13 protein-coding genes are annotated in these 19,544 nt (G+C 74.8%); 4 read left to right on the plus strand and 9 right to left on the minus strand.

Annotated features, from left to right (window positions below):
- Nucleotides 1–111 precede the first annotated feature (111 nt).
- The 5 genes from ACWCO8_RS19885 to ACWCO8_RS19905 all read right to left on the minus strand — a co-directional run bounded on the left by ACWCO8_RS19885 (nt 112) and on the right by ACWCO8_RS19905 (nt 8,499).
- Entirely contained in the window at nt 112–4,791 is a 4,680-nt protein-coding gene (locus ACWCO8_RS19885; protein WP_451033352.1) for a hypothetical protein, read from the minus strand.
- 60 nt (nt 4,792–4,851) lie between these two features.
- Nucleotides 4,852–5,802 carry a hypothetical protein gene (locus ACWCO8_RS19890; protein WP_451033353.1) on the minus strand — a complete coding sequence of 317 codons (951 nt, stop codon included), beginning with the start codon at nt 5,800–5,802 and terminating at the stop codon, nt 4,852–4,854.
- On the minus strand, nt 5,799–6,131 hold the full coding sequence (locus ACWCO8_RS19895) for a hypothetical protein (protein WP_451033354.1): 333 nt from the start codon (nt 6,129–6,131) through the stop codon (nt 5,799–5,801). Before ACWCO8_RS19895 ends, ACWCO8_RS19890 begins: the two co-directional genes overlap by 4 nt.
- Nucleotides 6,128–7,663 (minus strand): hypothetical protein, encoded by a 1,536-nt coding sequence (locus ACWCO8_RS19900; protein WP_451033355.1) that lies wholly within the window; start codon nt 7,661–7,663, stop codon nt 6,128–6,130. Before ACWCO8_RS19900 ends, ACWCO8_RS19895 begins: the two co-directional genes overlap by 4 nt.
- A 113-nt stretch (nt 7,664–7,776) precedes the next feature.
- Complete coding sequence (locus ACWCO8_RS19905; RefSeq protein WP_451033356.1) at nt 7,777–8,499, minus strand: GntR family transcriptional regulator; 723 nt, start codon at nt 8,497–8,499, stop codon at nt 7,777–7,779.
- Between the two features lie 182 nt (nt 8,500–8,681).
- Between ACWCO8_RS19905 and ACWCO8_RS19910 the strand changes: the two genes are divergently transcribed.
- From ACWCO8_RS19910 to ACWCO8_RS19925, 4 genes are all read left to right on the plus strand, one after another.
- Complete coding sequence (locus ACWCO8_RS19910; protein WP_451033357.1) at nt 8,682–9,962, plus strand: MFS transporter; 1,281 nt, start codon at nt 8,682–8,684, stop codon at nt 9,960–9,962.
- 87 nt (nt 9,963–10,049) lie between these two features.
- Nucleotides 10,050–10,814, plus strand: coding sequence for a LamB/YcsF family protein (locus tag ACWCO8_RS19915; RefSeq protein ID WP_451033358.1), 765 nt, complete (start codon nt 10,050–10,052; stop codon nt 10,812–10,814).
- Nucleotides 10,811–11,437, plus strand: a complete 627-nt coding sequence (gene pxpB / locus ACWCO8_RS19920; RefSeq protein ID WP_451033359.1) for a 5-oxoprolinase subunit PxpB — start codon at nt 10,811–10,813, stop codon at nt 11,435–11,437. The genes ACWCO8_RS19915 and pxpB overlap by 4 nt, the downstream gene beginning before the upstream one ends.
- Entirely contained in the window at nt 11,434–12,297 is an 864-nt protein-coding gene (locus ACWCO8_RS19925; RefSeq protein WP_451033360.1) for a 5-oxoprolinase subunit C family protein, read from the plus strand. The genes pxpB and ACWCO8_RS19925 overlap by 4 nt, the downstream gene beginning before the upstream one ends.
- Nucleotides 12,298–12,347: 50 nt before the next feature.
- On the opposite strand, the gene ACWCO8_RS19930 is transcribed toward ACWCO8_RS19925, so the two are convergent.
- Genes ACWCO8_RS19930 through ACWCO8_RS19945 form a run of 4 tightly spaced genes read right to left on the minus strand, consistent with a single transcriptional unit; the run spans nt 12,348 to nt 19,283 of the window.
- Nucleotides 12,348–15,935: a hydantoinase B/oxoprolinase family protein gene (locus tag ACWCO8_RS19930; RefSeq protein ID WP_451033361.1), complete on the minus strand. Its 3,588-nt coding sequence runs from the start codon at nt 15,933–15,935 to the stop codon at nt 12,348–12,350.
- Entirely contained in the window at nt 15,932–16,984 is a 1,053-nt protein-coding gene (locus tag ACWCO8_RS19935; protein ID WP_451033362.1) for an SGNH/GDSL hydrolase family protein, read from the minus strand. Before ACWCO8_RS19935 ends, ACWCO8_RS19930 begins: the two co-directional genes overlap by 4 nt.
- Nucleotides 16,981–18,159: a glycosyltransferase gene (locus tag ACWCO8_RS19940; RefSeq protein ID WP_451033363.1), complete on the minus strand. Its 1,179-nt coding sequence runs from the start codon at nt 18,157–18,159 to the stop codon at nt 16,981–16,983. The genes ACWCO8_RS19935 and ACWCO8_RS19940 overlap by 4 nt, the downstream gene beginning before the upstream one ends.
- On the minus strand, nt 18,156–19,283 hold the full coding sequence (locus ACWCO8_RS19945; RefSeq protein ID WP_451033364.1) for a glycosyltransferase family 4 protein: 1,128 nt from the start codon (nt 19,281–19,283) through the stop codon (nt 18,156–18,158). The genes ACWCO8_RS19940 and ACWCO8_RS19945 overlap by 4 nt, the downstream gene beginning before the upstream one ends.
- Nucleotides 19,284–19,544: the final 261 nt, after the last annotated feature.

Consider the following 19,544-nt stretch of genomic DNA (forward strand, 5'->3'; position numbering starts at 1 on the left):
CGGCCTGAGGAACGGACGGCATGAGGGCCTGACGGCCTGAAGAACGGACGAGAACGGCCCGGTCCCCTTGCGGGGCCGGGCCGTTCGCCGTTCACGCGGTATCGGGCCGCGTCACCTCTGCGCGGGCTCCGGCTGCTCCTCCGGCGAGCGGCGGAACATCCGGGTCGCGGTGATCTCCCCGTGGACGGCGCCGTCCTCGACGGTCGGCTGCGGAAGGCCCGGCCGCAGGTGCTCCTCGACGCTGATGTACTTCAGTCCCGCCCGCAGGTCCGCGTCGTTGCGCAACCGGATGACCAGCGGGAACTCGGCGAGCGCGGTCGTGTCGAACAGACCGGTCGTATACAGCAGCTGGACGCCGAGGGCGTCCGAGACGGCCCGCTGAAGTTCCAGCAGGTACGTGGCGTTGGCGCGGCCGATCGGGTTGTCGAGGAACAACGTGCCGGCGTGGCGGTGCTTGTCACGGCCCCGGTCGTTGGAGCGCAGCGCGGCCATCGTGCAGTAGAGGGCGATGGCGGCGGTGAGGAGCTGGCCTCCCGAAAAGACGTCGCCCATCTGTCCGACCGGCACGCGCTCGGCGCGCAGCACGGCGTCCGGCTTCAGGATCTCGACCGCGATGCCGCGCGGCTCCAGCGCCGCCTGGACGCCCCGCAGGAGCAGCGACATGCCGTCGCGGCGCAGGTCGGAGTTCTTCTTGACGGCGGCCCGGGTCGCCTCGTCGATGACCTCGCCGAGCCGCTCGGTGAGCGTGGCCTGGTCCGGCTCCTCGAAGCGGATGCGCAGGAACTCCTGGCCCGACCACTCGCCGAGGCCCTCCGGCAGCCGCGACAGACGCTGCGCGGAACGGAGCGTCGTCAGCGCCGACTCCACCAGCCCGCGCAGCCGGTCGACGATGGAGTCGCGGTTGCGCTCCAGCTGCTCCAGCTCGTCGGTGAGGACGCGGAGCCGGGGCGCGAAGGCCTCGGCCCACTTCGCGGCGTGCTCGGGGAGCGCGGCGGCGGGCAGTTCGCGGATCTGCTGCCGGGCGGGGGTGCGGACCTGCTCGTAGCGGGTCGAGTTGGCGTGCCGGACGAGGATATCGCTCGCCTCGCGGACGGCCGCGTCGGCCCCGGAGAGGTCGGCCGAGCAGCCGCGCAGCGAGCGGCGGGCCTCGGCGGCGGTCTGCCGTGCCTCCTCCAGCGTGCCGGGGTACGGCTCCGGGCCGTCCTCCTCGTCCTCGGTGTGGTCGCGCATCAGGTCACGCAGGAGGGCCGCCGTCTCGTCGAAGCCGCCGGCGGCGTCCTCGGCGGCGCGGTGGGCGCGCAGGAGGCCGGCGTGCGCGGTGCGGGCCGCCTCCAGGGCGTCGCTGCGGGCCGCGAGTTCGGTGGTCGCGGTACGGAGCAGGGCCTGGGCGTGCTCGGCGTCGGCGGGGACCAGCTCCTCCGGGAGCTCGGTGTGCGCCTCGCCGTCCTCGGGGGCCAGCCGCTCGGACTCGCCGCGGAGCCGGCCGAGCTTCTCGCTCGCCTCGGTCGCGCGGCTCTCCAGCATCTGGACGAGGGACTCGGCGCGGGCGGCGGCGGCCTGCCGGGAGGGGCCGTCGGCGCCGTCGGTGGACTCCAGGAGCTGTTCGGCGCGGACGCGGACCTTGTTGGTGAGACGGTCCAGTTCGGCGAGGGCGGCGGACTCGTCGCTCTCGGCGCGCGCCTGTTCGGCGCGCAGGTCGGCGCCGACGCCGACCTTCTCGTACAGCTGGGACGCGGCGCGGTAGGCCTCCCGCAGGGTGGGGAGCGCGGTGCGCGGGGCGTCCGCGTCCTCCTCGGGGAGCTGGTCGGGGGCGCCGGCGATCTCGGCGCGCTCGGCGCGCAGGGCCCGGGCGGTGCGGTGGGCGTCGTCGGCGGCGCGCTGGGCGGCGCGGCGGTCCTCGTCGGCGGCCCTGGCGCGCTCCAGGCAGGTCTGGGCGTGGGCCTCGGACTCAGTGGCGTCGTCGGCCAGTTCGCGGAGCTTGGCCTGCCAGGCCGAGCGCTCGCGCAGCCGGAACGCCAGGCCCGCGAGGGCGTCGGCGGCGCGGCGGGCGCGCTGGGCGGCCTCCTGCCGTTCGTCGCGTACGCGGGCGGCGTCGGCGGCGGCCTCGTCGGCCTCCGCCCGTACCGTACGAGCCTCGGTGAGCGTGGCCGCGGCCGCCTCGGCGGTCTCGCGGGCGGTGGTGGCGACGGCGGCCAGCTCGGCGAGCATGCCGGGCGGGCAGTCGGCGCGCCAGGAGCCGATCCGGGCGGCGAGCGAGCGGTCGCCGGTGAGGCGGGCGGCGAGCGTACGGATCTCCTCGTCGCGCGCGGCGGCGCGGGCGCGCAGGGCGTGCCGCTCCTCGTCGGCCGCGTGCTCGTCGTGCATGGCCGGGTTCGGCGGTACGAGGAAGACGCCGGTGTCGTCGCCGGATTCCGGGCTCGGCACGGGCGCCAGGAGCGCGGCGGCGGTGCCGACGGCGACCGTGGAGCGCGGCAGCAGGGCGGCCGTGCTCAGCACCTCGCGGGCGCGGGCGTACGAGACGGGGTCGGTGATCACGACACCGTCGACCAGCTCGGGGCGGGCGGCGAGGACGGCGGCGTGGTCGGCGGGGTCGACGGCCTGGGCGAGGTAGCGCCAGCCGGGGAGGGCCGGGATGCCCTGCTCGCCGAGGTACTCGACGGTGTGGAGCACGTCCGGGCCGGGCGGCAGGAGCCCGCCGTCGCCGAGGGCGCCGAGGATGCGGGAGTCGTCGGCGGCGGCGGTGCGCAGGTCGAAGAGCTGGCGCTCGGCGGAGGCGATGGACTGGTCGAGCAGGCTCCGCAGTTCGTCGGCGTAGCGGTCGAACTCGGTGACGGTGAGCGGGCCGGGGGTCCCTTCGGGACCGGTGGTTCCCTCGGGGGCTTCCGGGGCGGCGGCTCCGGGGCCGTCCTCCCCCGCGCGCTGACCCGGCAGTGGGGAGGCGGCCTGCGGGGGCAGGCTGAGGAGTTCGGCGAGGCGGGCGTCGTCGGCGAGGGACTCGGCGGCGCGGCGCTCCGCGTCGTAGGCGTTCTCGGCGGCCTCGGCGGCGTCCGTGGCGCGGGCGGCGGCGAGTTCGGCGCGGGACTCGGCGGAGGCCGCCTCGCGGGCGCGGTCGGCCGCCTCGCGGGCGGCGTCGCGGGCCGCGTCCCAGGCGGCGACCGCGGTCTTCTCGGCGTCGCTCGCGGCGAGGGCCGCGCGGGCGGGGTCGGCGTCCGGGGCCGAGTCGTCGAGCCAGCCCGCGCGTACCGCCTCGGCCGTCTCCTGCTCGACCTCGGCGAGGCGCTGGCGCAGGTGCCCGGCCTCGCTGCGGGCGCGCTGGGCCTCGGTCGCGGCGACGGTCGCGTCGCGGTGGGCGGTCTCGCCCGCCTCCTGGAGGGCGGCGGAGCGCTCCTCCTCCTCGGCGGCGTGCCGCTCACCGTCCTCGGCGGCCGCGTGCAGGGCCCGTACGAGGTCGGCGGCGGCCTTGGCGCGGGCGGCGAGCGCGGGGGCGGCGTCCCGTTCGGCCTCGCGGATCGCGGCGGCCACGCGCGCGGAGCGGTCGCTCGCGGCCCGGTGGCGGAGCACGGCCTCGGCGGCCTGCCAGGCGGAGTGCAGCGTGCGGGCCTCGATGAGCTCGCGCCGCTGGGAGGCGGCGCCCTTCTCGGCGACGGTCAGGGCCAGGGAGGCGTGCCGGAAGGCGAGTTCGGCCGCGATGAGGGAGCTGCGGCCGCGGGCGGTCTCGGCCTCGGAGACGGCGTGCGCGGCGGAGGTGACCTGTTGGGCGAGCTCGGCCGTACGCGCGCGTTCGTCGGTGGCGCGGGCGGAGAGCCGGCGGGCGAGCGTACGGGTGCGGCGCTCGGCCCCGGCGTGGACGTCACGCGCGCGTGCCCGGGTCTCGGCGGCCTCGACGATGCGGCCGAGGAGGTCGACGGAGCCGGCGGTGAAGTCGCGTTCGGCGGTGAGTTCGGCGCGCCGGCCGAGCTTGTTGCCGAAGCCGCTGACCAGGTCGGCGAGGCCGTCGGTGTCCCGGGTGTCGGTGACGGCCCGCAGGAGCAGGTCGGTGAAGTCGGAGTCCTTCTTGACCGCGAAGAGGCCGGCGGCCTCGCCCTCGTCGGCGTTCATCTCCCGCTGGTAGCGGAAGAGTTCGGGGTCGAGGCCCAGGTCGCCGAGGTGTTCGTTCCAGCGGTCGTGGATCTCCTCCCAGTAGACCTCCAGGTGCGGGTACGCCTTGCCCGCCTCCGTGATCGCGTCCCGGAAGCCCTTCATGGTGCGGCGGCGGCCCTGCGCGCCGGAGGCGCCCTCGCCGGGCGGGCGTACGGACGTGGCCTCCGCGACGGGCAGGTTGTCCAGGCTGAGGCCGGGTCCGGGGCGGAAGGAGTACCAGGCCTCGGCGAACTTCCGGGGGTCGTTGGAGACCTGGCGTCCGCGCCACTCGCTGGCCTTGCCGACGACGACGAGCTCGCCGGTGAGGGTGTGCTGCCACTCCAGGGCGACATGGCCGCAGTCGTCGGCGAGCAGGAACTTGCGCAGCACACCGGAGCTGGCGCCGCCGAGGGTGTTGCGGTGGCCGGGGAGCATGACCGAGAAGATCAGCTTGAGGAGGACGGACTTGCCGCCGCCGTTCTCCAGGAAGAGCACGCCCGCGGGGGCGGGGCGGCGCGGCGGGCCGACCGGCTCCTCCTCGAAGAACTCCGCCTGGGTGGGCGCGGGGTGGGGCACGGGCGCGCCGACTCCGCGCAGGTCCAGGACGGTGTCGGCGTAACGCGCACCGGCGGGACCGATGGAGTAGAGGCGGACCCGGGACAACTCGTACATGGCGGCGCGGCTCTCAGTCGTCTTCTGAAGCTTCTGAAGTCTGGTTCTGCGGTCTGGCGGTCAGGCGTGGAAGGGCAGCCCGGCGTCGGCGGCGAGCTCCAGGTCGTCGCCCTCGGGCGGCGGGAGGAGCGTCGCGGTGCCGTCGCTGACGGGGACCACGCCGAGGTCGATCAGCTCGGCCATGGCGGCGCTGCCGGCCATGTCGCGGACCTGGAGCTGGTAGCGGGCGGTGGTGCGGTAGGCGCCGCCCGCGTCGTCGCCGGTGCGCTGGAGGAAGCCGGATTCGGTGAGGAAGGCGACGGCCTTGCCGACGATGCCGGTGGTGGAGCCCGCGAGGCGGCGGGCGTCCTTGGTGGCGCCGGTGGAGCTGCGGCGGGCGTAGATCCGCCAGGCGGCCTCCAGGCCGGGGGCGTCGGAGGCCGGGTCGGTGTTCTCGCCCTGCTCCTCGGCGCGCTCTTCGAGCCGGCGGCAGGCCTGGCGTACGAAGGCGTCGACGCCGTTCACGGTGAGCCGGCCGATGTAACCGTCGTCGGCGAGGTCCTCGGGGCGGGGGAAGGCCATGGCGGCGACGGCGAGGTGGGCGAGGCCGTGCAGGAAGCGGTCGGCCGAGTCGGTGTTGGCGCGGCGGGCGTAGTCGCCCATGCGGACGGCGAAGACGGAGTCCTCGCCGGCGGTGACGGCCATCCCCGCGCGCGGGGAGACCTCCAGGACGACGAGGCCGAGGCCGGTCGCGACGGCGTCGGCGAGGCGGGCGAAGGCGGGGTCCTCGCGGTAGCGCCGGAGCAGCTCGGTGTACTCGGCGTCCCGGGCCGGCAGCAGCTTGGGCTGGAGCCCGAAGGACACGAGCCGCGCGGCGTCGGCCGCGTCGGCGGGGGTGACGGCGTGCGGTGCGGGGTGCGGCGCGGCGGGGGTGACGGCGTGCGCGTGGGGTGCCGCCGGGTGGGCGGCGGGGGTGTGCGGGGGCTCCGGCTCGCTCCACGCGTCGGCGTGCTCGGCGTGGTGTTCGCTCACGGCTGGGGCTCCTCGGTGGGGGTGGTCGGTGGTGCGGTCGGTTCGGGGCGGGGCAGCGGGAGACGGACCGGGGTGACCCGCACGGCGGGGCGCCGGGGGGCCGGGGCGGGCTCGACCGGGCGCGTGACGGTCAGACGCATGGCCCGCACGTACGGCGCGGGGCTCCGGCGGACCGGCGCGGGCGGGGGCACGGGGACGACCCCCATGACCATGGGCGGCCGGGGCGGCGCGGGGACGGCCTCGACCGGGGCCGCGTCCGCAGTCGCGCCCGAAGCGCCCGAATCATCCGGCTCGGGAGTCGTCCGGGGGACCGTCTGCTCGGTGGTCATGAGGCCTCCGAGCGGTCCGCCGCCATGCCGAGCGCGTCAAGGAGCGCCGTACCGACTATCAGGTCGGCGCCGCCGAACTCCGGGTCGTCGAGCTGCGTGCCGTCGTCCACCGCGAAGAGCAGCCGCTCCTCGCCCTGGCGGTACGCCGTGCCGACCGGCGGGCTCGCGGCGTGCACGGCGAGGAGAGCGACCAGGTACGGGAGGTCGGGGTCGCCGGGGGCGCGGAGGCGGGCCTCGGCGAGCAGTCCTGAGAGGCGGCGCGGGGCGTCGTGCTCCAGGTCGAGCAGCTCCTTCGCGCTCGCCAGCTGCTCGTCGCTGAAGCGGCTGTCGTCGGGCGTGGCGATCAGGTCCGGCTCGGGCATCTCCGCGCCGAGGTGCTCGCGCTCGACGGGCGGGGTGAGGAGCATCTCGACGAGGTCGCCGACGCGCACGGACGCGGGGGTGCGCAGACCGGTGCCCCGGGCGAAGAACGCGTCCGTGACCCGGGTCGCCCGCTCGACGGGGAGCGGCAGGATCGGCGCGACGAGCTGCCCGTAGAGGTCTATCCCGGTGTACGAGGTCGGGGCGGCGAAGGCCTGCCGGTCCTGCTCCGCGCGGAAGAGCGGTCCCGCTTCCAGGAGCCGGGACTGGAGCTGGGTGTGGCGGCGGATGCAGTCCTTGACGATGTCGACGAGCTCGGCGGCGCGGCGCTTGTGCTCGGGGTCCTCGGCCTCGTCGCGGGCCTTGCGGATGTTGGTGAGGATCGCGTTCTCGTGGCGGTAGCGGTCGGCCACGTGGTCGAGGGCCTCGGCGATCATGTCCGGGACGGCTTCGAGCCAGTCCACCGCGCGCACGTTCCTGCGGGTCGCCTCCAGGGTCTTGCGGAGGGTCTCGGCGTACTGGACGGTGCGGTACCGCGCCTGCTCGGCGGCGAGCTGGGCGTCGGCGAGCCGGCCCCGGCTGATCAGCACCTCCAGCTTCACCTCGGCGGCGATCTGGGCGCTGGTGACATCGGTGTCCAGGGCGCCGACCAGGACGTTGACCGCTTCGTCGGTGGTACGGAGGTAGACGCCGCCACCGTAGCCCGGGACCTCTTCGATCAGCTTGAAGTCGTAGTCGCGGCGGGTGTAGACGCCGTCCGCGCCGAAGGTGCCGTAGACGGCGCGGAAGCCGCGGTCCACGCTGCCGACGTTGATCAGGTTCTCCAGGACCCAGCGGGCGACCCGCTCGTGCTCGGCGGCGGGGCGGGTGGGGGCCTGGGCGGCGACGCGGGGCAGCAGGCGGGAGACGATCTGCTCGTGATCGGCGCCCGTGTCGAAGTCCATGTTGAGTGTGACGAGGTCGATGGCGGAGAGGGCGACCTCGGCCATCGCGTAGACCGAGTACTCACCGGCCAGGTTCGCCTTGCGCGTGTCCAGGTCGTGCAGCGGGGCGGTGCACGCGAGCGCGCGGAGGCGCCGCGCGAGCCCTTCGTCGGCGGCCGGACCCGGCGCGGGCCGCGGCCCCGCGCTGAGCTGGGGCGGAACGAGGTCCGTCGAGGCAGGCGAAGTCACGGTGCACAGATTAGGTCCTCGAACTGACAACGGTCGAAACGGCGCAGATACGACCCGGCCGCACCCGGGCCTCCGCCCCTCCAGGGCCTCGGGGCCGTCCCCACGCCTCCGCCCTACGTCTCCGCCCGCTCCGGTTCGTCGACCGCCTTCGCGTACGCCTCGGCGACCCGGGTGCGGGAGTCGTCGAGGTAGCCGGCCAGGAGCCGTTCCGCCGTCTTCCGTTCCCCGGCGAGCAGGGCGTCCAGAATCTCCTGGTTTCGTACGAGATAGGGCTCGTGCAGCCCGCGCGGGTCGTCCACGATGTGGAAGGCGAGCCTGAGTTCGGCGAGGACGCCCCGCATCAGCTCGTCCGTGCGCGCGCTGCCGGCCAGGGCGACCAGTTCGCGGTGGAAGTGGATGTTGGCGGTGGAGACGCCCTTCCAGTCCTCGGCGCGGGCCGCGGCCCGGCCCTCCTCGACGGCGGCGACGAGACCGTCCACGGCGAACGGCGGCTCCCCGAGGCCGTGGACGACGGCGCACTCGACGAGCCGGCGGGTGCGGTAGATGTCGGCGACGTCCTCGACGGCGAGCACCCGGACGAAGACGCCCCGGTTGAGTTCGTGGACGAGCAGCCGCTCGTGGGTGAGCAGCCGGAACGCCTCGCGCAGGGTGTTGCGGGAGACCCCGAGCGCGCCGCCGATGCTGTCCTCGGAGAGCCGGGTGCCGGGTGGGAAGAAGCCCTCGGCGATCCGGGTGCGGAGGATGTCCGCCACGCGTTCCGCCGTGCTGGTCCGCCCGAGCAGGGCCCGGTCGTCGGCGAGTTCGCCGAGTTCGCCGGATTGCCCGATTCCACCCATTCCGCCCACCGCGCCTCGTTCCTCTCGTCGTTCGCGGCCGAGTCAATCGCAGGTCGTGCCCGGAAACAAGAACGTGACGACATACCTCTTGTCGGATCGTTCAACGATCCCCTACCTTGACGACACCGCACGGTCCTTCAGTACGTCTCTCAGGCACGCTCCTCCCCCTCTGCGAGGTGCAGATGAGCACGACACAGACCCAGCAGCAGACCCAGGGCGAACGGCCCGACGACACGGGCGCGTTCGCCTGGCTGCGCGCCCTCGGGCCGCGCGGCCGCCGCGCCTTCGGCGGCGCGTTCGGCGGATACGCCCTGGATTCCTACGACTTCTTCACCCTGCCGCTCTCGATGGTGGCCATCGCCGCCTACTTCAGCCTCGACAAGGGCCAGACCGGTCTGCTGACCACGGTCACCCTGGTCGTCTCTGCGATCGGCGGCGCGCTCGCCGGCATCCTGGCCGACCGCATCGGCCGGGTGAAGGCGCTGATGATCACGGTCATCACCTACGCGCTCTTCACCGTCCTGTGCGGCTTCGCACCCAACTACGAGACCCTGATGGTCTTCCGCGCCCTCCAGGGCCTCGGCTTCGGCGGCGAGTGGGCGGTCGGGGCGATCCTGGTCGCCGAGTACGCCTCCGCCAAGCACCGGGGCCGTACGCTCGGCGCCATCCAGAGCGCATGGGCGGCCGGCTGGGCGCTCGCGGTCATCGTCTACACGCTGGTCTTCGCGTTCGTCGAGGCCGACCTCGCCTGGCGGATCATGTTCTGGACGGGCGCCCTGCCCGCGCTGCTCGTGGTGTATGTCCGGCGGAACGTCGAGGACGCCCCGCAGGCCGCCGAGATCCGGCGCACCTCGGCCGAACGCGGTTCGTTCACCACGATCTTCAAGCCGCCGCTGCTGCGCACCACGCTCTTCGCCGTACTTCTCTCGACCGGCGTCCAGGGCGGCTACTACACCCTCGCCACGTGGGTGCCGACCTTCCTGAAGACCGAACGGGGCCTGACGGTCGTCGGCACCGGCGGCTATCTGACGTTCCTGATCTCCGGGGCCTTCATCGGCTATCTGACCGGCGGGTACCTCACCGACCGGCTCGGCCGGAAGAAGAACATCGCGCTCTTCGCGGCCCTCTCGGCGCTGTCCGTCCTCGCGTACACGAACATCCCACCCGGGGCGAACACGCTCCTCCTCGTCCTCGGATTCCCGCTCGGCTTCTGCATGTCGGCCATCTTCAGCGGGTTCGGCTCCTTCCTCGCCGAGCTGTACCCGACGGCGGTACGGGGCACGGGCCAGGGCTTCACGTACAACACCGGCCGCGCGGTGGGCGCGATCTTCCCGACCCTGGTGGGCTTCCTCGCCGAGAGCTGGGGCGTCGGCGGCGCGCTGGTCTTCGGGGCGATCGGCTACGGTCTGGCGGTCCTGGCGCTGCTCGGCCTGCCGGAGACCCGCGGAAAGGAACTGGTATGACCTGCGCGGTCACCGATGTGCGCGAGTCCGAGCACCGCGTCGCGGCCTGAGCCGCCCGCACCGCCGCACGTGACGGAAGGAACCACCATGACCCGGGTCTCGATCGACCTCAACGCCGACCTCGGCGAGGGCTTCGGCCGCTGGACGCTGACCGACGACGAGGAGCTGCTCTCCGTCGTCACCAGCGCCAACGTGGCCTGCGGCTTCCATGCCGGGGACGCGGTCACCATGCGCCGCGTCTGCGAGCTGGCGGCGGCGAACGGCGTGACGATCGGGGCCCAGGTCTCCTACCGGGACCTGGCCGGTTTCGGCCGGCGCTCGATGGACGTCCCCGCGGACGAGCTGGCGGCCGAAGTCGCGTACCAGATCGGGGCGCTCGAGGTGTTCGCCCGGGCGGCCGGGTCGCGGGTCGCGTACGTCAAGCCGCACGGCGCGCTGTACAACCGGGTGGTCCGGGACGAGGCGCAGGCGGCGGCGGTCGTCGACGGGGTGCTGCTCGCGGGCGGCGGGCTGCCCGTGCTCGGGCTGCCCGGTTCGCGGCTGCACGAGGCGGCCGGCAAGGCGGGCCTGCCGGTGGTGACCGAGGCGTTCGGCGACCGGGCGTACACGGCCGACGGTTCCCTGCTGCCACGGGGGCAGGAGGGGGCCGTCGTCACCGATCCGGCCGAGGTCGTCGAACGGTCGGTGTCCATGGCCCGGTTCGGGGTCGTCACCGCGCACTGCGGCCGGTCGGTCGCCGTACGGGCGCGCTCGCTCTGCCTGCACGGGGACACCCCGGGCGCGGTGGGCCTGGCCCGGCGGGTGCGCGCCGAACTGGAGGCGACGGGAGTCAGGGTGGAGGCGTTCGCATGAAGGCACGTCGGGTGTACCGGGTGGGCGAGCGGGCGCTGCTCGTCGAGTTGGGGAGCGGTACGGAGACGGAGGCGTTCCACGCCGAGCTGCTGCGGCGGCGGGCGGGCGGTGTCCTGCCGTCCGTACGGGAGATCGTGCCGGCGGCGCGGACGGTGCTCCTCGACGGGGTCGACGCGCCGGACCTTCTGGCGGGGCATTTGCGGGAGTGGTCGATCCCGCCGCTCCACGCGCGCGTGGAGCGGGCCGTCGAGGTCCCGGTCCGTTACGACGGTCCCGATCTGGCCGAGGTCGCCGCGCTCTGGGGGGTGTCCGTGGAGACGGCGGTCCGGATCCACTCGGCCACCGAGTTCCGGGTCGCGTTCTGCGGGTTCGCGCCGGGCTTCGGGTATCTGACCGGGCTCGGCGAGCAGTACCAGGTGCCGCGCCGGGCGACTCCGCGCACGTCCGTCCCCGCCGGGTCGGTCGCGCTGGCGGGACCGTACACGGGGGTGTACCCGCGCTCCTCCCCCGGCGGCTGGCAGTTGATCGGTTCCACGGACACGGTGCTCTGGGACGCGGGCCGTGAGCCCGCCGCGCTGCTCACGCCCGGTGCCCGGGTGCGCTTCGTCGTGGAGAGCCGGTGACCGATCGTGCGTTGGCGGTGGTCCGGGCAGGCGCGCTGACCACCGTGCAGGACCTGGGGCGGACCGGGTACGCGCATCTGGGCGTGCCCCGCTCCGGGGCGCTGGATCCGGGCGCGGCCCGTCTGGTGAACCGCCTCGTGGGCAACCCGGAGGACGCGGCGGTCCTGGAGACCACGGTCAATGGGTGCGCGGTGCGGCCCCGTTGCCCGGTCACCGTGGCCGTCGGCGGGGCGCCGTGCCCGGTCACGGTCGACGGGCGGCCGGCGGCCTGGGGGACGGCGGTACGGGTGCCGGCGGGGGCGCTCCTGGAGATCGGCCGGGCCACCCGTGGCCTGCGCGCGTACGTGGGGTTCGGCGGCGGGCTCGCCGTCGAACCCGTCCTCGGCAGCCGCTCCACCGACCTGCTGTCCGGGCTCGGCCCGGCGCCGCTGGCGGACGGGGCCGTGCTGCCGCTGGGAGCGGAGTCGGCCGCACGGGGGTGGGTCGACGCTCCCCCCTGGCCGGGTCCGGCGGACGAACTCGTCCTCCGGGTCCGGCTGGGCCCGCGTCACGACTGGTTCACCCCGGCGGCCCTGCGCACCCTGTCCACGCGCGCGTACCGGGTCTCCCCGGCCACCAACCGGATCGGTCTGCGCACCGAGGGACCGCCGCTGGAGCGGGCCGTGACGGCCGAACTCCCCAGTGAGGGCATGGTCCTGGGCGCGGTTCAGGTGCCTCCGGACGGCCGCCCGGTGATCTTCCTCGCCGACCACCCGACGACCGGCGGCTATCCGGTCGTGGCGGTGGTACGGGAGGCGGACCTGGCGGCAGCGGCGCAGGCGGCGCCGGGGACGGTGGTGCGGTTCGTACCGATGGGCTGAGGCGGTCGGCTTCTTCCTCTCCGTCAGACGGTGAACATCACCCGGCTGCCCTAGCGCGTGCCGTAGCCTCCGCCGCCGGGTGTGCGCAGGACGAGGACGTCGTCCGGGGCGACTTCGGTCGTGTCGACGCCGTCGAGGTGGTCGACCGTGCCGTCGGCGCGTTCGACCAGGTTCTCGCCGAGCCGGCCCGGCTCCCCGCCGGCCATTCCGTACGGCGGGACACGGCGGTGGCCGGTCAGCAGGGTCACCGTCATCGGTTCCAGGAAGCGGATGCGGCGTTCGACGCCGTCGCCGCCGTGCCAGCGGCCGGTCCCGCCGCTGTCCTTCCGTACGGCGAAGGAGTCCACCCGGACCGGGTGGCGCCACTCCAGGATCTCCGGGTCGGTGAGCCGGGAGTTGGTCATGTGGGTCTGTACGGCGTCCGCCCCGTCGAAGCCGTCGCCCGCGCCGGAGCCGCTCGCGACGGTCTCGTAGTACTGCACGCGCGCGTTGCCGAAGGTCAGGTTGTTCATCGTGCCCGAGCCCTCGGCCTGCACGCCGAGGGCCGCGTAGAGGGCGCCGGTGACCGCCTGGGAGGTCTCCACGTTCCCGGCGACCGTCGCCGCCGGGTAGGTGGGCGCGAGCATCGAGCCGGGCGGGACGCGGACGTCCAGGGGCTCCAGGCAGCCGCTGTTGAGCGGGATGTCGTCGTCGACGAGGGTCCGGAAGACGTACAGGACGGCGGCCATGACGACGGAGGTGGGCGCGTTGGCGTTGCCGGGCAGCTGCGGCGAGGTGCCGGTGAAGTCCAGGACGGCGGAGCGCCGTTCGCGGTCGACGCGGACCGCCACCTGGACGACCGCGCCGCCGTCGGTCTCGTAGCGGTACGAGCCGTCCCGGAGGCCGGCCACGATCCGGCGTACGGACTCCTCGGCGTTGGCGCGGACGTGCCGCATGTAGGCGTGGACGACGTCCAGGCCGAACTGGTCGACCATGGCGCGCAGTTCCTCGATCCCCTTCTCGTTGGCGGCGATCTGGGCGCGGAGGTCGGCGAGGTTGGTGTCCGGGTCGCGGGAGGGGTACGGGGCGCCGGTGAGCAGCGCTCGCGTCTCGTCCTCGCGGAGGCGGCCGTCCCGTACGAGCAGCCAGTTGTCGAAGAGGACGCCCTCCTCGTGGACGGTCCGGCTGAAGGCGGGCATGGAGCCGGGGGTGATGCCGCCGATCTCGGCGTGGTGCCCTCGCGAGGCGACGAGGAAGAGCAGCTCGCGGCCCGGCTCGTCGAAGACCGGGGTCACCACAGTGACGTCCGGGAGGTGGGTGCCGCCGTGGTACGGGTCGTTGATGGCGTAGACGTCGCCCGGGCGCAGCTCGTCGCCGCCGCGCCGCAGCACCTCCTTGATGGACTCGCCCATGGAGCCGAGGTGGACGGGGATGTGGGGCGCGTTGGCGATCAGGTTGCCCTCGGGGTCGAACAGGGCGCAGGAGAAGTCGAGTCGCTCCTTGATGTTGACGGAGTGGGCCGTGTTCTCCAGGCGGACGCCCATCTGCTCGGCGATCGCCATGAAGAGGTTGTTGAAGACCTCCAGGAGGACCGGGTCGACGTCCGTGCCGACCGCCACGCGCGCGGGGCGGGGTGTGGCGCGGGTGAGGACGAGGTGGCCGCCGTCGCCGACGGTGGCCCGCCAGCCGGGGTCGACGACGGTGGTCGCGTCGGCCTCGGCGAGGAGCGCGGGCCCGGTGACGGTGGCTCCGGGGCGGAGGTCCTCCCGGCGGTACAGCGGGGTGTCGGCGGCCGTGTGGCCGCTGTGCATCCGTACGGTCGCCCGGGGCGCGGGGGCGCCTTCCCCGGTGCCCGCGTCGACGACCACGGGACCGTGGGGTCCGGCGAGCCCCACGGCCTCCACGGACACGGCCTCCACGACGAGCGGGCGTTCCATGGTGAAGGCGTACCGCGCCCGGTGGATCCCCTCGAAGGCCTCGCGCATCCGCTCGGCGGTGGCGAGGTCGACCTGGAGGCTCGCGTCGGTGCCGGCGTAGCGCACGAGCACGCGCGCGTGGGTGGTGATCGCGGAGTCGGGCAGTCCGTCGGCGCGCAGTTCCTCCCTGGTCCGCTCGGCGAGTTCGGCGCAGAGCTCCGTCACGCGCGTGTGGGTCCCCTCCGCGTCGAGCTCGGCCTCCACCGACCGCTCCCGCATCGCGGTGGCGTCGGCGAGGCCGATGCCGTACGCGGAGAGGACACCGGCCAGCGGCGGTACGAGGACGGTGTCGACGCCCAGGGCGTCGGCGACCGCGCAGGCGTGCTGGCCGCCGGCGCCGCCGAAGCTGGTGAGGGCGTACCGGGTGACGTCGTGGCCGCGCTGGACGGAGATCTTCTTGACGGCGTTGGCCATGTTGAGGACGGCGATCTCCAGAAAGCCGGCGGCGACCTCCTCGGGAGTGCGGCCGTCGCCGATTTCCCGGGCGAGGGCAGTGAACCCCTCCCGTACGACGGTGTCGTCGAGCGGCTGGTCGCCGTCGGGGCCGAAGACGGCGGGGAAGTGGGCGGGTTGTACGCGCCCGAGCATCACGTTGGCGTCGGTGACCGTCAACGGCCCGTCCCTGCGGTAGCAGGCGGGGCCGGGGACGGCGCCCGCGGAGTCGGGGCCGACGCGGTAGCGGCTGCCGTCGTAGTGGAGGACGGAGCCGCCGCCCGCCGCGACCGTGTGGATGTTCATCATGGGGGCGCGCATCCGGACGCCCGCGACCTGTGTACCGAGTTCACGCTCGAACTCGCCCGCGTAGTGCGACACATCGGTGGAGGTGCCCCCCATGTCGAAGCCGATGACCCGGTCGAACCCCGCCTGCTCCGAGGTACGGGCCATGCCGACGACACCGCCGGCCGGTCCGGACAGGACGGCGTCCTTGCCCCGGAAGTGGGCGGCCTCGCGCAGGCCGCCGTTGGACTGCATGAACATGAGCCGGATTCCGGCGAGTTCGCGGGCCACCTCGTCGACGTACCGGCGCAGGATCGGCGAGAGGTAGGCGTCGACGACGGTGGTGTCGCCGCGCGGGACGAGTTTGATCAGCGGGCTGACCTCGTGGGAGCAGCTGACCTGGGTGAAGCCGAGCGCGCGGGCGAGGTCGGCGACCCGGCTCTCGTGGGCGGGGCTGCGGTAGCCGTGCAGAAGGACGACGGCGGCCGAGCGGTAGCCGTCGCGGTGGGCGGCCCGCAGCTCCTCGGCGACGGCGTCCTCGTCGAGGGAGCGGACGGTCCGGCCCTGGGCGTCGACCCGTTCGGGGACCTCGACGACGCGTTCGTACACGGCCTCGGGGAGCACGATGTGCCGGTCGAAGAGCCGGGGGCGGTTCTGGTACGCGATCCGCAGCGCGTCCCGGAAGCCCTCGGTGACGAGGAGGACCGTCGGTTCCCCGCGCCGCTCCAGAAGGGCGTTGGTGGCGACGGTCGTGCCCATCTTGACGACGGAGACCCGGTCGGCGGGGACCGGCTCGTCGGGGCCGAGCCCGAGGAGGAGCCGGATGCCCGCGACGGCCGCGTCGTCGGGGCGGGCGGGGTCGTGGGAGAGCAGCTTGCGGGTGACGAGCCGCCCGTCGGGCCGCCGGCCCACGATGTCGGTGAACGTGCCGCCTCGGTCGATCCAGAACTCCCAGCGCCCGGTCATTCCCCCATTGTGGCCACCGGGGCGTCCAGGGACACGGCCGCGAGCGCGGCCGTCAGGGCTTGTTCGGCCTTCCGGTCGAGCCGGTCGTCGGTGCCGCGGGCCCGGTGGCGCAGTTCGGCGCCGGCCAGGTGCAGCAGCTGCGGCAGCAGGTCGGTGCAGCGCCGCAGGACCCAGCCGGTTCCCGCCGTGGCGAGCCACAGCACCGCTTCCGTACGGGTGGGCGGCGGCTGCCGGGGCTCGGGCGAGGGCGGCGTGCCGTGGGCGAGGTCCCGGGCGACCAGGAGGTCGTGGAACCGCGCGGCGATCGCCCGGTGGCCGCGCTCGCCGGGGTGGAGCCGATCGGCGCTCCACAGGGTCCGGTCGTCGGTCCAGGTGGCGTCGGCGAGGTGGAGATGGACGGCGTCGTAGCGGGCGGAGAGCGCGTGGACGAGGGTGTTCACGGCCCTCTGGCGCCGGGCGAGCGGGCGGGCGAGCGGCGCCGGGAGGGCGAGCATCCGGCCCGGGTCGGGCAGGCAGGCGGTGAGGAGGACGGCTCCGCTCGCGGTGAGGTCCGCGCAGACGCGGTCGAGGCGGCGGGCGAGCTGCTCGATGTCGAAGGTGTGGCGGAGGGTGTCGTTGACGCCGACGACGACGGAGGCGAGGTCGGGCCGGAACGCCACCGCCACGGGCGCCTGGTACTCGGCGACCTCCCGGCTCTGGGCCCCGCTGAGGGCGAGGTTACGGAACTCCAGGCGCTGCCCGGGCCCGGCGAGACCCTCGGCGAGCAGGGCCGCCCAGCCGCGCCAGGCGCCGTCGACCCGGTCGCCGACGCCCTCGCTGAGGGAGTCACCGAGGACGACGAACCGCAGCGGCGGGGGCGCCGCCGGATCGGATCCGGGTGCGCGGCGGGGGCCGGGGACGGCGGCGCTCTGAGGAGATATTGGATCCGATATCCAAGATATTGGATCCGATGTTGTCCTGGATATTGGATCCGAAGAAATTGGATCCGAAGTCCTGGTGCTGCCGCCCGGCGGCACGGCCTCCTCCGGGGCGGGAACCGTCGTGGTCATGTCCGCACCCCCTGCGGCGGAACGAGGATCGTGGCCGGGGCCGCGTCGTGCGCGTCGAGGAAGGCGGCGATCGAGCGGTCCCAGCCGAAGAGTTCGGCACGCGCGCGTGCCGCCGCGCGGCGGATCGGCTCCGGCCGGTGGAGCAGGCTGCGCACCGCCGCCGCGAAGTCGGCCGGGGCGTCCGTGGCGCAGGCGCCCGCGTCGCCGATGACCTCAGGGAGCGCCGAGGAGGAGCTGACCACCACCGGCGTGCCGCAGGCCAGGGCCTCCAGGGCCGAGAGGCCGAAGGTCTCGGCCGGGCCGGGGGCCAGGCACAGGTCGGCGGAGGCCTGCAGGTCGGCCAGGGCCTCGCGGTCGGCCACGTGCCCCAGGAAGCGGACGGGGAGCCGTTCCTCCCGGGCCCGCCGCTCAAGCGCGCCCCGCAGCGGCCCTTCGCCGGCCACGGCGAGCGTCGCCCGGATCCCTTGGCCCCGGAGGCGGGCGAGGGCGTCGAGGGCGGTGCCCGGACGTTTCTCCACGGAGAGCCGCGAGCACATCAGCAGCAGGACCCCCTCGCCGCCCGCGTGTTCGGCGCGCAGTGCGGCGCTGTGCCGCCCCGGGTGGCACCGCTCCAGGTCCACGCCGAGCGGCGCGCGCAGGACGTTGCGAGCGCCGATCCGTACGAACTCCCGCTCGGCCCACTCCGTCGTGCAGACGATCCGCGAGTACGCCCACGCGGTACGGCGGTTGAGCCGGTCCGCGGCACGCGCGGCGGCGGCCGCCGGTACGCCCCAGGTCCGCAGGACGCCGTCGGCGGTCTCGTGGGAGACCATCACCGAGGGCACCCTGGCCCGGCGCGCCCACTCCCCCGTCCAGCGCAGGGTCGTGCGGTCGGAGACCTCGATGCGGTCCGGGGCGAGTCCGTCCAGGAGCGCGCGGACGCGGCGCCGGTCGGCGAGGACGCGGTAGCCGCCGGTGCCGGGCAGCACGGGCCCGGGCAGGGTGATGATCCGCCCCTGGTCGGTGACACGGTCGCTCTCCACGTCGCCGGGGACGATGAGGACGGGCTCGTGCCCGGCGGCGAGGTAGCCGCGACCGAGCTGCTCGAGAGCGGTGCGCAGGCCCCCCGAGGTGGGGGTGACGAAGTTGGCGAGCCGGACGATGCGCAGCGGGCGGTCTGCCCCGGGGCCTCTCATGCCGCCACCGCCGTCCGCTCGCGCAGGACCTCCAGATAGTGGCCGATCAGCTCGTCGCCGACGGCCTCCCAGGTCCGGCCCTCGACGGCGACGCGCCCCGCCCGCCCGTAGGCGGCGCGCAGGGCCGGTGCGGCAGCCAGGGAGGCCACCGCGTCCCGTAGGGCGGTCGTGTCGTCCGGCGGGACAAGGAGACCGGTCCTGCGGTGGTCGACGAGGTCGAGGGGCCCGCCGGCGGCGGGGGCGACGACCGGGACGCCGCTCGCCATCGCCTCCTGGACGGTCTGGCAGAACGTTTCGTACGGGCCGGTGTGGGCGAACACGTCCAGCGAGGCGAAGATCCTCGCCAGGTCGTCGCCCGTGCGGCGGCCGAGGAACACCGCGCCGGGCAGCGCGGCGTGCAGGGCCGGTTCGCTGGGGCCGTCACCGACGACCACGACCCGTATGCCGGGCAGACCGCAGACGCCGGAGAGCAGTTCGACGTGCTTCTCGGGGGCGAGGCGGCCGATGTAGCCGACGAGGAGTTCGCCGTTCGGGGCGAGTTCGCGGCGCAGGGCCTCGTCGCGCAGGTCGGGGCGGAAGCGGACGGTGTCGACGCCGCGCCGCCAGAGCCGTACGCGGCCGATGCCGTGCGTCTCCAGGTCGCGCGCGGCGGCGGTGGACGGCGCGAGGGTGCGGTCGGCGGCGCCGTGGACGGCGCGAAGCCGCCGCCAGGCGGCGCCTTCCCCGGCGCCCATGTAGGTACGGGCGTAGCCGGCGAGGTCGGTCTGGTAGACGGCCACGGCGGGCAGTCCGAGGCGGGTCGCGGCCGCCATCCCGCGTACCCCGAGCACGAAGGGGCTGGCGAGGTGGACGACGTCGGCCCGGTGCGCGGCGATGGCCGTCGCGAGGCGGCGGCTGGGGAGCGCGACGCGGACCTGGGGGTAGCCGGGGAGGGGCAGGGACGGGACGCGCACGACGGGGCACGGCGCGTCGGTGTCCGGGGTGTCGGTGGCTCCGGCGACGGCCGGGGCGATGACGAGCGGGGAGTGTCCGCGGCGGACGAGGTGGCGCGCGGTCTGCTGGGCGCAGTGCGCCACACCATTGACATCGGGAGGGAAGGATTCGGTGACGATGACGACACGCATACCGGTGTTGTCGTCGCGCCCGGCGTGTTCCCGCCGACGGGGATCTGGACGCCCGGGGAACGTCCCATGAGCGTTTGCCCCCGGCCCGGATCAGGGCCCCGAGGGGCCGTACGAAGCGGGTCGACGGCGGGGTCGGCAGCCGGGACGGCAGCGGGATCGACGGCCTCGTCGCCAGCCGGATCACCCGCCTCGTCGCCAGCCGGGTCAGGCCCTCGGTTCTCCCCCGTACACACATACGCACCTCGGCACCCACCGTCCACG

The sequence above is a fragment of the Streptomyces sp. NPDC001927 genome (assembly GCF_053594455.1).

Coding starts and splice junctions, on each gene's coding strand:
- ACWCO8_RS19885 (WP_451033352.1), bottom strand. CDS start 4,791: ATGTACGAGTTGTCCCGGGTCCGCCTCTACTCCATCGGTCCCGCCGGT.
- ACWCO8_RS19895 (WP_451033354.1), bottom strand. CDS start 6,131: ATGACCACCGAGCAGACGGTCCCCCGGACGACTCCCGAGCCGGATGAT.
- ACWCO8_RS19905 (WP_451033356.1), bottom strand. CDS start 8,499: ATGGGTGGAATCGGGCAATCCGGCGAACTCGGCGAACTCGCCGACGAC.
- ACWCO8_RS19910 (WP_451033357.1), top strand. CDS start 8,682: ATGAGCACGACACAGACCCAGCAGCAGACCCAGGGCGAACGGCCCGAC.
- ACWCO8_RS19915 (WP_451033358.1), top strand. CDS start 10,050: ATGACCCGGGTCTCGATCGACCTCAACGCCGACCTCGGCGAGGGCTTC.
- pxpB (WP_451033359.1), top strand. CDS start 10,811: ATGAAGGCACGTCGGGTGTACCGGGTGGGCGAGCGGGCGCTGCTCGTC.
- ACWCO8_RS19930 (WP_451033361.1), bottom strand. CDS start 15,935: ATGACCGGGCGCTGGGAGTTCTGGATCGACCGAGGCGGCACGTTCACC.
- ACWCO8_RS19935 (WP_451033362.1), bottom strand. CDS start 16,984: ATGACCACGACGGTTCCCGCCCCGGAGGAGGCCGTGCCGCCGGGCGGC.
- ACWCO8_RS19940 (WP_451033363.1), bottom strand. CDS start 18,159: ATGAGAGGCCCCGGGGCAGACCGCCCGCTGCGCATCGTCCGGCTCGCC.
- ACWCO8_RS19945 (WP_451033364.1), bottom strand. CDS start 19,283: ATGCGTGTCGTCATCGTCACCGAATCCTTCCCTCCCGATGTCAATGGT.